The 12,697-nt window shown below is 66.3% G+C and carries 9 protein-coding genes; 2 read left to right on the top strand and 7 right to left on the bottom strand.

Annotated features, from left to right (window positions below; genetic code table 11):
• Positions 1-71: 71 nt before the first annotated feature.
• The 3 genes from E5E96_RS10285 to E5E96_RS10275 all read right to left on the bottom strand — a co-directional run bounded on the left by E5E96_RS10285 (position 72) and on the right by E5E96_RS10275 (position 1,760).
• Entirely contained in the window at positions 72-413 is a 342-nt protein-coding gene (locus E5E96_RS10285) for an AzlD domain-containing protein (protein ID WP_010635181.1), read from the bottom strand.
• A 2-nt stretch (positions 414-415) separates the two neighbouring features.
• On the bottom strand, positions 416-1,135 hold the full coding sequence (locus E5E96_RS10280) for an AzlC family ABC transporter permease (RefSeq protein WP_011704586.1): 720 nt from the start codon (positions 1,133-1,135) through the stop codon (positions 416-418).
• Between the two features lie 148 nt (positions 1,136-1,283).
• Positions 1,284-1,760 (bottom strand): murein L,D-transpeptidase family protein, encoded by a 477-nt coding sequence (locus E5E96_RS10275; RefSeq protein WP_024944607.1) that lies wholly within the window; start codon positions 1,758-1,760, stop codon positions 1,284-1,286.
• Positions 1,761-2,020: 260 nt separating this feature from the next.
• Here E5E96_RS10275 and E5E96_RS10270 point away from each other — a divergent pair, with 260 nt between their 5' ends.
• Positions 2,021-5,182: a S41 family peptidase gene (locus tag E5E96_RS10270; protein ID WP_171282085.1), complete on the top strand. Its 3,162-nt coding sequence runs from the start codon at positions 2,021-2,023 to the stop codon at positions 5,180-5,182.
• A gap of 106 nt (positions 5,183-5,288) precedes the next feature.
• Here E5E96_RS10270 and E5E96_RS10265 read toward each other — a convergent pair whose 3' ends face one another.
• Both E5E96_RS10265 and E5E96_RS10260 read right to left on the bottom strand, forming a co-directional pair.
• Entirely contained in the window at positions 5,289-6,632 is a 1,344-nt protein-coding gene (locus E5E96_RS10265) for a zinc-dependent metalloprotease (RefSeq protein WP_171282084.1), read from the bottom strand.
• A 20-nt stretch (positions 6,633-6,652) separates the two neighbouring features.
• The gene (locus E5E96_RS10260) at positions 6,653-7,312 is read right to left on the bottom strand and encodes a hypothetical protein (RefSeq protein ID WP_171282083.1); all 660 of its coding nucleotides are present in this window, start codon (positions 7,310-7,312) and stop codon (positions 6,653-6,655) included.
• 331 nt (positions 7,313-7,643) lie between these two features.
• On the opposite strand from E5E96_RS10260, the gene E5E96_RS10255 reads away from it, so the two are divergent.
• The gene (locus E5E96_RS10255; protein WP_171282082.1) at positions 7,644-9,839 is read left to right on the top strand and encodes a glycoside hydrolase; all 2,196 of its coding nucleotides are present in this window, start codon (positions 7,644-7,646) and stop codon (positions 9,837-9,839) included.
• A gap of 13 nt (positions 9,840-9,852) precedes the next feature.
• On the opposite strand, the gene E5E96_RS10250 is transcribed toward E5E96_RS10255, so the two are convergent.
• Both E5E96_RS10250 and E5E96_RS10245 read right to left on the bottom strand, forming a co-directional pair.
• A complete protein-coding gene (locus tag E5E96_RS10250; RefSeq protein ID WP_171282081.1) occupies positions 9,853-10,644 on the bottom strand; it encodes an ABC transporter substrate-binding protein in 792 nt (263 codons plus the stop codon).
• Between the two features lie 76 nt (positions 10,645-10,720).
• Entirely contained in the window at positions 10,721-12,568 is a 1,848-nt protein-coding gene (locus E5E96_RS10245) for a M3 family metallopeptidase (RefSeq protein ID WP_171282080.1), read from the bottom strand.
• Positions 12,569-12,697: the final 129 nt, after the last annotated feature.

Genomic DNA, 12,697 nt, shown 5'->3' with positions numbered 1-12,697 from the left:
GTGTTTTTTGAAGTGACATTCATAACATGGCGGATATCCAATGAAGACATCCGCCATGCAAGATCACGGGCCTAGCCCAGCCAGGGCAGCAACTGGGCCACGCCCCCCTGCCAGCGCAGCAGGAAGAAGCCCCCCATGCCGACCACCACCACCAGCAGGGTCGGCAGCCGCAGCAGGGTCAGCGCCGTCACCAGCAGGGTGGCGACCAGGTAGTCCGGATCCCAACTCAGCCCAGTGCCAGGCTGATAGCTGAAGACGATGGGCAGCCAGATGGCGGTCAGCACCGACTGGGCCGAGAAGCTGAGGAAAGCCCCCATTTCGGCACCCGGCTGATAGCGGGTCAGCCGCGAGAAGAAGGCGAAACGGTTGAAGAAGGTGATCAGGGCCAGCAGGCCTATCATCAGCCAGCTCATGATTACCTCCTCATCCGGTGCAGCACATAACCCACCAGCATGCCGGAGAGCGCCGAGATGATGATGTAGACCTCCGCCAGCAGCGGCTTGGTGAGCAGCGCCATGGCACCGCTCACCAGGGTGGCCGCCACCATGGGCAGGTTCTTCATGGCGGGAATGGTCATGGCGATGAAGGTGGCGGCGATGGCGAAGTCCAGCCCCATCTGATCCAGTCCGTCGATGTACTGGCCGGCGGCGATGCCGAGCAGGGTCGCCGCATTCCAGAACAGATAGAAGACGAAGCCGGCGATCAGCGCGTAGGCCGGATCGAAACGGCCGCTGCGCTCCCGGTCTTTGAGCGCCACCGCGAACATCTCGTCGGTCAGGAAGAAGGCCAGACTGGCGCGCCAGCGCAGGGAGAGCGGCAGCACGTCGCGGCGAAAGGTGAAGCCGTAGAGCAGGTGCTGGGAGGTGATGACGAAGGTGGAGCCCATGATGGGCAGCAACGGCGTCCCCGCCCCGAACAGGGTGGTGGCCGAGAGCTGGGCGGCACCGGCATAGACCAGCAGCGACATCAGCTGGGCCTGCAGCGGGCTCAGCCCCACCTGCAGCGCCAAGGCGCCGCACAGGATCCCCCAGGGGATCACCGAGACGGAGAGCGGCAGAATATCGATGGAGGCGCGCCACCAGAGCGCGCGGGTACTCTCGGCCCCGACGGGCCGGGAGCAGGTTGCTGATGGCATGGGATCATCCTTGTTGCGTCCACGGCGAGCCGGAAAAACTAGCACAGCACGGGGACGGATACCAAGAGGCTGCGGGTTAAAGAGAGGGGCGACAGAACAGATAGAGCCAAAAAGAGAACGCCACCCGAAGGTGGCGCGCTGCAGAGAGTCAGGGCTGAATGACGATGGGAGTGCCGGGTTCGATGGCGTTCCACACTTCGTCCAGATCCTTGTTGAGCATGGCGATGCAGCCATTGGTCCAGTTGGACGGCTGCAGGCGGGTGTTGCCTATGCTGTTGCGCTGACCGTGGATCATGATCATGCCGCCCGGTCGCACACCCATCTCGTTGGCCGCCTTGATGTCGTCCAGATTCGGGTAGTTGATGTGGATGGCCTTGTAATAGTTGGAGTTGGTCTTCTTGTAGTCGAGGATGTAACGGCCTTCCGGCGTGCGCTGATCCCCTTCCCGCTGCTTGTGCCCCTTGGGAGCCGGACCCAGAGCGATCCAGTAGCGTTTGACCTCCTTGCCATCCTTCATCAGGGTCAGGCTATAACTCGATTTCTTCACCACCACCATATCGGCGGACAGGGTGGCAAAACTCAATGCGGGCCACAGCCCCAGCAAACACAGTAATACGGCTCTCATTCCATCCCTCGGCAAGCCTCTGGTAAGGGCTTTTCTGTTACCAAATCATCTGAACTGCACCGCCTCGAGTGGCGGGCGAGCGCCATCATATTGGATCGCCATCAATACTCAATATATCCAGAGAAACATATCCCGCGCCATCTTTTATAGATTGTTACAATTAACTGCCAAAACAACGGGATAACCCCCCTATCTCGGGATAGTCCCCAGCGGGACATTGGGGGAAGATAAGGCGCTTTTCACCTCTCAGGAACCTCACGATGCGATACCGACTCTCCCTGCTGCTCCTGCTGCTCTGCTCCTCCCTGCAGGCGGCCGAGCCGCTCTGGCTGCGCGAGCCCGCCCTCTCCCCCGACGGCAAGCAGCTTGCCTTCACCTGGCAGGGCCGCGTCTACCTGAGCGCGGGGGATGGCGGCCCCGCCGTGCCCCTCACCGACGGCAACTACCTGAGCCAGCGCCCGCTCTGGTCGCCGGATGGCAAGCTCATAGCCTTTGCCGCCAATATCTACGGCAACGAGGACGTGTTCGTGGTGCCGAGCCACGGCGGCGAGATGGTGCGGCTGACCCGCGATTCGCGCCCCGATCTCCCCCAGGCCTTCAGCGCCGACGGCAAGCAGCTGTTGCTGAGCAGCCAGCGCCTGACCGACCCCGGCGCCGATCACTTCGTGGCGGAAGGCTATCAGGCCAGCAACCTTTACTGGACGCCGGTTGCCGGCGGCCCGCTGACCCCGGCCCAGTCCCTGCCCGCCACCCTGGCCCGCCCCCACGGCAACCAGCTGGCCTACCAGATGCCGGGCATGGATCAGCCGTTTCGCAAGCACCAGCACTCGTTCGCAGTCTCCCGTCTGTGGTTGTTCGACGGCAAGCAGCATCGCCAGCTGACCGAAGACAGGGTGGCCGCCAGCGACCCGGTCTGGGACCAGCAGGGCAATCAGCTCTACTACCTGAGCGAGCGCAGCGGCGATTTCAACGTCTGGCAACGGGATCTGGCCAGCGGCCAGGATCGCCAGCTCACCCACTTCAAGGGCCACCCGGTGCGCGGCCTATCAGCCTCCCGCCAGGGGGATCTGGTCTGGTCCTGGCAGGGGGAGCTCTACCGCCTCGATGCCGGCAGCGACACCCCGCGCAAGCTCATCATCCAGCCGCTGTTCGCCAAGGTACCGGCCGAGCAGAGCTGGCAACCCGGCCCCGTCGACGAGGCCATCGCCCGCCAGGACGGGGAAGAGGTGATCCTGGTCAGCCAGGGGGATCTCTACGCGGTCGACACCCGGCGCGAGCGGGTACGCCAGCTCACCCGCCACCCCAGCGAGCAGTCGGCGCCGCGCTATCTGGATAAAGAGCAGGAGCTCATCTACCTCTCCGAGCAGGAGGGGCCGGCGGCGCTGTATCGCCTCAAGAAGGGGCAGCCGGACAAGCTGTTCAGCGACCCCGGCACCCTGACCGAGGAGAAACTGCTGGCCATCCCGGGCGCCGCCATCAGCGTGCCGACCCTCTCCCCCGACGGCAAACAGCTCGCCTTCGTGGTGGATGGCCAGGCCGTCCATCTGCTGGATCTGGCCAGCGGCAAGCAGCGCCAGCTGGTGGCCGCCGAGTTCAACCCCTCCCGCCACGCGGTGGAGCTGGCCTTTGCCCCCGATTCGCGCCACCTGGCGCTGACCATCCAGCCCGACTCCGCCCAGCAGGAGATCGCCGTCATCGATACCCAGGATGCCAAGGCCAAACCGGTCAACGTCAGCCTCAACGGCTATCGGGATGGCGAGCCTGCCTGGAGTCAGGACGGCGGCATCCTCTACTGGCAGTCCACCAAGTACGGGGTGCTGGGTGCCGATGGCGAGCCCCTCGGCGGCAGCCTGCTCGGCCTCTACAGCAGCCGCGCCGCCAAGAGCGACTTCATCGCCGAACAGGCGCCGCCCAAGGCCGGTTACAGCTTCGAGGCCGACCGGCTGGCACACCGGGAGGCGCTCCAGCTGCAGCCAGAGGGCCCCATCCTCGCCAGTCGCATCGTCGACGATCATCTGATCTATCTGGTGGAGGTGATGGACGCCAACGGCGAGAGCGAGATCAAGGGCTACGCCCAGGACCTGCGCAAGGGGGAAACCAAGCTGCTGTTTGCCGAGCAGCCGGGGCCGGCGCTGGCCAGCCTCAACCAGGATGCCAGCCTCGCCACCCTGGTGCGGGAGGGGGAAATCGCCCTCATCGATACCCGCTCCGGCGAGGCCAGCAGCCACCCCTTCAATCTGCTGATCACCGCCAGCTGGCAGGATCGGATGAGCGCCGCCTTCGACCAGATCACCCGCCTCACCCGGGACGAGTTCTACCGGGCCGACATGAACGGAGTGGACTGGGACGGCTATGTGGCCGCCTATCGCCGCCTGCTGCCCGGCATCAGCAACGATCGTGACTTCGGCAACCTGCTGGCGGAGCTGGCCGGCGAGCTCAATGTCTCCCACACCTGGGGCAGCGGTCCGGCCCCCTCCCTGCGCATGCCGGACGAGACCGCCAGCCTCGGCGGTTACTGGCGCGAGCGACAGGGGGCGGTCGAGCTCGACGCCCTGCTGGCCGGCGGCCCGCTGGAGCAAGAGACGGATCTCGCGCCGGGAGCCCGCCTGCTGGCCGTCAACGGCACCGAGCTGCACAGCCTCAACGAGCTGGATGCCCTGCTCAACCACCAGGCCGGCCAGCGGCTGGCGCTCACTGTGCTGCCCAAGGGAGCCAAGGAGCCCAGCCAGCTGGAAGTCACCGCCATCGACCTGCAGCAGGAGTATCAGTTGCAGCTCGACGGCTGGATCGCCAAGCGCCGCAGCCAGGTGGAGCAGTTGAGTCAGGGGCGGGTCGGCTATGTCTATCTGCCAGAGATGAGCAGCGCCGTCTATGAGGAGGTGGTAGCCGATGCCCTCGGCCGTCAGCGCAACCGCGAGGCGCTGATCGTCGACGTGCGCTTCAACAAGGGGGGCTACCTGGCCAACACCCTGGTGGAGTTCCTGACCGGCAGCGGCAGCGCCCAGGGCATGGCCCGCAGCTGGCCACGCCTGGGCAAGGGGGAGACGGACGCCGCCACCCGCCAATGGACCAAGCCCTCGGTGGTGCTGGTCAATGCGGGCAGCTACTCGGAAGGCTCGGCCTTTCCCCAGTACTACCGCACCCTCAAGGTGGGCCCCATCGTCGGTGAGCCGGTGCCGGGCACCGGCACCATGGTGTACGCCCACACCTCCAGGCTGATCCCGGGCCTTGCCTACGGCATCCCGACCCTGGGACTGCGCAACCCCGACGGCACCCTGTACGAGAACCAGGAGCTGATCCCCGACGTGCAGGTGGCGCTGACCCCGGCCGACATGCTGGCGGGACGCGATCCCCAGCTGGCAGCCGCGGTGCAGGCCGCCCTCGCCCAGTTGACCACGAATGCGAAACCCGCAGCCAAATAGGCTGACTGACGCCAGCCAGCAAAAAAAGAGCCGGCCGGGCTTGCCCGGTCGGCTCCTCTGACAGACATCAAGGGCGCGCCGCCTGTTGCGGGGCGCCCTTGTTGCATCAGGCCGGCTGCGTCTCGACCGGCTGGCGGGCCAGCGCCAGCTGATACCTGTGCTCGGCCAGCTCCAGCTCGCGGCGCGCCTCGTCCACCTTGCCGTCGGCGCTCTTCACCGCCGCCACCAGCTGGTTGTAGCGATCCCAGCTGCCGTTGTACTCGTTCACCTCGGCTTGGTAGCGCTGGCTGATCTCGTTGGACTGGCGAATGATGGCGTTGTTCTCATCGTGCAGCTGATCGATGCGGGCGCTCAGGTTCGCCTGGATGGCGCGGATCCGGCGATACTCTTCCGGGCCGTAGCTGCCGTTGTAGCTGTTGTGCTCGCGCACCAGCCGGTTGATCTCCTGCACCGTCTGCCGGTTGCGCTGGTTCAGCTGGCTCAGCTCGCGCTGGTAGCGATCAAAGTTGCCCTTGAGCGTCTGCTGGCGATCCTGCAGGGCAGTTCTGGCTGCCACCTGCTGGCTGTAGTGCTCCTGAGCCGCCGCCAAGTCCTGGCGCCGGGTCTCGAGGGAGCGCTCCAGCTCGCCCAGATCCGGCAACTCTTCCGTCACCATGGTGGGGTAGAAGGCGGCGATCTGTGGCGTCGTCACCTTCAGCGCCCGCACCGCATCGGCTCCGTTGGCCTGATCCCGGTAATCCACGCCGCACGGCTGCCCCTTGCAGATCAGGTCCGGGCTGGAGAACTTGTACTCGTGGCTGTAGACCCCGAAGCTGGAGGGATAAGCCATCACGGTGGCGAAGGAACCCCGCACCCCGTGCCCCAGCGCATAGTGATAAGTGCCCCCCGTGCCATCCTGCAGGCGGGAGTGGTTGAGCCCCATGTTGTGACCCAGCTCGTGCGCCAGCACCACGTCGCCACAGCCGGTGGCCGTGACATGGCTGAACATGCTGCCGGCATCCTGGGAGACATCCCCGTCGGCATACGCCTTGCGGCCATCGGTATAGGTCGCGGAACCGCCAACCCAGGCCAGCCCGCAGCTGCCATGGTCACCGGTCTGGGGGCGCATCAGCACCACCATGTCGGCGCCATAGCGGGTGCGCAGGGTCGGTACCTGCTTGAAGGCCGGATCCTGCTGGTAGGTCACCGCATTGAGCGCGGATTTGTCGGTGCCGCCATCCGGGTAATTGACCTGCTGGTCGTGCACGGCCCGCACCGTCAGATCCAGGCCGCTGGCAGCATAGATCTGGTTGGTGACGTTGATCATGTGCTGGATCCGGGTCTGGGCGTCCCCCTGATAGCGGGCCGCCAGCCCCGGACTGTGCAGCACCATCAGGTCGATGGTTTCCGCCAGCACCGGGGTCGCCCCGAGCAATCCCGCAATCATGATCCCCAAGGTGGTTTTCTGCATGTGATCTTCCTTTCCTGTTGTTATTGGTGAGTCGGGATCAGGGCGTCATCGCCGCCATGACCCAGATCCAGCGGCGGGTTCTTGTAAACCCAGCCCTTGCCTCCCAGGGTCTCGACGGAGTAACTGCCTTGCGGCGTGCCGATGAACCCGAAAGTCGCTTGCTTGCCGACGGTGAAATTGACCGGATAGCTGTCACCGTCGACCCGAATTTCCCCCTGCCAGTTGCGCTCCCCGCCCCGCTGCAGTTCAACCTTGGTCACCCTGGCCTGCAGGGTGCTGCCGTCCGGCAGCGGCAGGGCCACGCTGTCGCCCACCTGGGCCCGCTCCAGGTCGCTGCCCTGCAGGGCGATCGGCTGGGGTTGCTCGACCGCATCGCCGGGCTCCGCCAGCGGAAAGTCGGCATCCACCTCGGCCGCCTGCCAGGGGGTCTCCAGCTGCTGGCTGCCATCTTCCCGCAGCCGATCCGGCTTGGCGGGGGCCGCGACCGGCGCCGGCTTGAGCACGGGGGCAGGCATGGCGGCGAGCGGCGTGAGCTCCGCCAGCGGGCCGCTATCCGCCACGCCCTCCTCACCCCCTGCCGCCTGACCGGGCGCCACCGCTTGCGGCCACAGGTACCAGCCGATCACCCCGACCAAGAGGGCGCACAACCCCAGCCAAGGCTTCCATTTCGCTCTCTTCATACTGATACTCCAGTCAAAAACAATCCTTATAAAACAATGAATTGCGTTCAAAGTGAGCAGGCATGCTAGAAACCGTCGAGCAGGCTGGCACCCCCCTATATGGGGCGTCGAAAAAATGGGCGCGGGAGGTTCACACCCGCAGGATGAGTCGCGCAAGTCAGTGCTGGCGGGGCTGAGAGAGGGTTCGAATGATGCTTTTTTGCCGCATGAAAATGACTCCAAAAAGGGCTGGAATGAGGCCATTCACCCCATATGGGTTAAGCAGATTTGGCTGTACCGGGGGGCGGGCGTCGGCGTACCCTGATGGCATCAATCAGGTCAAGGATGTTGCATGAACGGTTTGCCGATACGGGCGCCAGCACTGGGCTGGCTGTTGATTTCACTGCTGGCGGCGCCGCTGGCCGCCGCCCCCCTGACGCTGCAGGGCGAGACCCAGCGTTACCGCATCGATCCCGATACCCTGGCCATCTCGGTCAACCAGATCCCGGTCAGCGCGGGCCAGCCCGCTCGCCAGGTCGATCAGTTGCAACAAGGGGAGCAGCAGGCCAGCTGGCACTGGCCCGCCCAGGACGCCAGGGTGGAGGTCAAGCTGGATGGCGACGACCTCTTGCTGACGCTGGTCAGCGACAGTCCCCGTCAGCTGGCCTGGTTCAGCCTGCCGAAAAACCAGACCCACCTCTCCCTGGCCTTCGGCGAGGGCAGCCGCTTCTCGGTGCGCGACAGCGACTGGCTCGGCTATGTCGGCGACGAGCTGGCCGAGCTCAACACCCACTACGACCTCAAGCTGCCGCTCTGGAGCCAGGATGCCGGCAAGCAGACCTACAGCTGGATCCTACAGACCCCCTACGACAACCGGCTTCGCTTCAGCCGCCAGGGAGGCCGGCTGCAACTGAGCGCCAGCCATGAATTCAGCAGCTTCAACCAGCAGGCGCCTATGGTGGTGCGGCTGAGCGTGGGGGATGACTGGCTGGCCGGCGCCCGCCGCTACCGGGCGTGGCTGCAGAGCGAGGGGGCCTGGCAGTCTCTGGCCGACAAGGTCGCCCGCATTCCCGCCGGGCGGCGGCTGATCGGCGCCAGCCATGTCTACCTGTGGGGCGATGATCTGCTCGATCGGCAAGATGTGACCGATTGGCCCGCGCTGCAGGCCAAGCTCCGGCAAAAGCCGGAGTGGCTGCAAGGCTTCAACAGTGAAGAGCAGGAGGCGCTGGCCGCCAAGGCGCCAGAGCCTTGGCAGCAGGCGCTGATCATGGCGGGTCTCAACCGGCTGATTGCCGACCAGCTGCCGCTGCCTGCCCAGCAGGGCCCGCAGGCCCAGAGCAAGGTGCTGGCCCTGCGCCAGCAGTGGGTCAGGAGCCAGTTCGGCGAGCAACTGGTGGCGCAGGAGCGCTGGGGCCAGGGGCTGTCGCTGCCGGTGATCGAGGCGCTGCAGCAGGCGGGACTGCGCAAGCTGTGGCTCGGCACCCCGCAGTGGACGGCAGCCCTGCAGCAGGGCTATGCCCTCACCGCCACCCAGCGCCAGGGCTATCTGGTGGGCAGCTATGACTCCTACGATACCGCCATCGCGCCCGGCACCAACGACAGCTGGCTCACCGCCCAGCTGCCGCCGGAGATCGGCAAGCGCTGCGCCATCGTCGAGGCCAGCGGCAAGCCCAAGCCCGGCTTTGGTGGCGAGGGGGTCTATCTCAACCCCGGCTGCACCCTGCCGTTTGCCAAGAGCCGCATGAGCGAGCTGGCCAAGGCCAGCGGCATCAACAGCCTGTTCCTCGACGTGGACGGCACCGCCATGGCCTCCAACGATTACAACCCGGCCCACCAGCAGGGCAGCCAGGCGATGATCGCCGACCGCAACGCCCGTATGAGCTGGGTGGGAGAGCGGCTCGGGCTGGTGCTCGGCTCGGAGGATGGCAACGCCCTCACCAGCAAGCCGCTGCTGTTTGCCCACGGCATCCAGAGCTGGGGGTTTGGCTGGACCGATGCCGCCATGCGCAAGCAGGCCAAGTCCCCCTACTACCTCGGCAAGTGGTGGCCGGACGAGGCGCCGCAGGTCTTCTTTCAGCCCGCCCGGCTCAAGCCGCGCTACCTGAAGACGGTGTTCAACCCGGCGGATCGGCTGCCCCTCTATCAGGCGGTGTTCCACGACTCCGTGCTCAACAGCCACCACTGGCTGCTGGACAACCTGAAATTCCCGGGCATCAAGGAGGAGCGCGCCCTGCTCGGCCTGCTCTACAACACGCCGCCGCTGGTCAACCTGAGTCGCAGCACGCTGGCGAGCCGCCTGCCGGAGCTGGTGAGGCTCGACAGCCAGTTCGGCCCGCTGCACGAGGCGCTGTGGGACAAGGCGCTGGTGGGCTTTCGCTGGCGTGACGGGGTAGGCCGGGTGCAGGAGACCCGCTTCTCGGACGGCAGCCGGCTGGTGGCCAACTTCGGCCACAGCTCCATCATGATCGACGGCCACAAGCTGCCGGGCAGGCAACTGCTGGTGGCGCTCAAGGACAAACCGGTCAGCGTGCTGAAGATCCAGGGCTGAGCCGGGGCCGCCATCAGGAGGGGGTCGCCCCGCTGGCCGGGACGGGTGGCACTGCATGGAGGTTGAGCCAGCGCCGGCGCAGCACCTCCAGCGAGCCATCCTGGCGCATCTGGTCGAGGGCCCGCTGCAGGGCCTGCACCTTAGCCGGCTCCGTCGCCAGGTTGAGGGCGAAGTAGTACTGCTCGCCGTCGTCATAGACGAACAGCGGGGTAAGCGCCGCCAAGCCGTGGCCCAGCTGGTGCATGTGAAAGGCGGCCCCCAGATCCAGCGCCGTCACCAGATCCACCCGGCCGCGCAGCAGCATGCGAAACTTGTCCTCCTCGCTGTTGACGCTGACCGGCGCCAGCCCCTGGCGGATCAGCTGCTGGGCCGAGGCCGAATTGCGCACCACGGCGATCCGGTAGTGGCTCGCCTCCTGCAGGCTGCGGGGCTGGATGTCGGTGCGCGAGCTCAGTCGCCACACCCTGATGGTGCGCGGCCCGACCGGCCCCACCCACTGGAACTGCTGCTCCCGCTCCGGGGTGCGCGCCACCGAGAAGAGGATGCTGCCCGCCTGATAGCGGGCATTCTGATAGGCCCGCGCCCAGGGCTGCAGCTGGATGTCACCGCGCAGCGCCAGGCCGCTGCGCGTCAGCAGGGCATGCAGCAGATCCACCGAGAAACCGCTCACCGGCTGACCGGCCAGCTGATAGTTGTAAGGGGGCATCTGCTCGGTCAGCGCCTGCAGTGCCCGGGCCGGCTGCGCCAGCCCTCCCGTCAGCAGCAGCGTGGCCAGAAGCCACCGCCACCGCGCTGTTGTTCCCACCCTCGACTCCTTCCCATGAAAACAGACCCCTGCCGCGGCAGGGGTCTGACATAACGCATGTTCACCGGCTTGCGCCTCAGTGGCTGGTCACCGGCTCCTGGTAGTGGTCGCGGATCCAGCGCTCGAAGTCGGCCAGCATGGCCGCTTCGGAGCCGCTATTGTCGGCGATAAGCTGGTCGCCGTGAACCACCCGGATGCGGGCATTGAGCGGCTCACCCTCGCCGACCGGCGGACGCTGGCGGGCTGCCGCCATGCAGGCCTCTGCCTGCTGCCACGCCTCGGCCACGCTCTGGTTGCAGGCCCGGGCCAGCGGCCCTGCGCTGAAGCCCTTGCCGGTCAGGCTTTGCAGCGTCTCGTCATGGGTCATGCCGTTGCCCGGTCCCCAGTAGTGGGCGGCCAGATCCGGCCCGATACGCGGGTTGTCGGTGAGGTAGCCGTCGCGTTTCAAGAAGTAGGCGCGGGTCTGCTCCACCGCCATCAGCGCCAGCAGATAGCCGTGATAGGCGCAGGCCGACTCCTGGTTGAGCAGGTGCGGGATCGCCAGCAGCGGGCGCGGGCTCTCCACCCCCAGGATCTGGCGTTCCCAGCGGCGGGCCAGCGCCAGCACGGCGGCCGGGGTGCGCTCGGCCTCGTCCATGGCGTAGAGATCCCGCTCGAAGTAGGCCACCAGCGCGATCTGGCGCTCATTGAAGGCGCGAAACGGCTGGCGCGCCTCGATCATCGCCTTGATCAGCGCATCGGGGATCGGCTCCCCCGCTGCGTTTCTGGCGTAGCGCTTGAGCCAGTCCGCGTCGTCCAGCAGGCTGTCACAGAACATCGACTGGGTCTCGGCGTAGGCCATGGAGGTGGGCGGGAACTCCTGGGAGAAGCAGGGGGCGTTGCCGGTGACATTGGCAAAGTGCGCCGCGTGGCCCCCCTCGTGGAACAGGGTGTTGAGCCCGCTCCAGCCGCTGCCCACCTGGGCCGGGTTGGCCAGGCTGGTGAAGTTGACCACCGCCGGCACCCACTCCCCCTCCTGCCAGAAGCTCGGCACCGGGCCGTGGCAGAAGCCGTTCTCGTATTTCCCCTCCCGGGTCAGCAGATCCAGGGTGAGGGTGGCGCCGCGGTACTGGATGCCGAGCCGGCGAAAGCTCTCGACCCAGTCCTGCAGCGCCCGCGAGAAGGGCACGTAAGGGTCGAGCTGGCGGGTCACGTCGCCACTCACGCTGTAGCGCAGGTTGTGGGGCAGCAGGGCCGCCTCCCCCTTGGCCGCTTTCAGCTCTGCCAGGCTCTGGTGCAGCCGCTGCTCGGTGCCGGCGATGAAGTCGTCGAGAATGGCGAACAGTTGCGCCGGGCTCATCTGCTCGTTCTTGTGCACCTTGTAGTCGAAGTAGTCGCGATAACCCATGGCGCGGGCGAAGCGGTTGCGCAGCGCGACGATGGCCAGATAGCCATTGTCGACCACCCACTGCTCCAGGGTGTGGAACATGGCGAGCGCGCTTTGGCGCACCGCCTCGTCGCTGCTGGCGGCCAGCGCCGTGCTGGCGGCGGGCAGGCTGCCGGCCACCTGCCGGCCCTGCTCATCCAGCAAGGTCAGCTTCAGCTCCCGGCGGTGGGCAAACAGCGCCGCCTCGGCAGCCACCAGCTCGTCCATCAGGGCGGCGGCCTGAGGATCCTCGATGACGTTGCACTCGAAGAAGGCGATCCAGCCCCCCAGACCGCGCTTGAGCTCGGTCTCCTCGGCCTGGGCCTGCATCTGCCGCAGTATCGGCAGGCGCGCCGGATCGGCGCAGAACGCCTTGTAGGCCTGCTCGGCGGCGGTGAAGCCGGCCTGATCGTCGCTGGTGCCCATGTAGGTGGACCAGAACAGATCCTCCTTGCGCTTGTGTACCTGCAGGTAGTCGGCGTTGAGCTGGTTGAGATAATTCCTGGCAATGGAACTCATAACTTCCCTCTTGTTATGGGGCGGCCGCGAGGGCGCCCACTCCTTTTTGGTGAAATGCCAACTCATTCACATTTTCTGCAAATTGAGCAGACAAATAGTGCGCCGGGATGCGCGCCATCACGCTATCAA

The sequence above is a fragment of the Aeromonas sp. 1805 genome (genome assembly GCF_013085525.1).
GTDB lineage: Bacteria > Pseudomonadota > Gammaproteobacteria > Enterobacterales > Aeromonadaceae > Aeromonas > Aeromonas hydrophila.
Note: the sequence above shows the minus strand (reverse complement) of the source record. Positions and strands in the feature narration are given on the sequence as shown.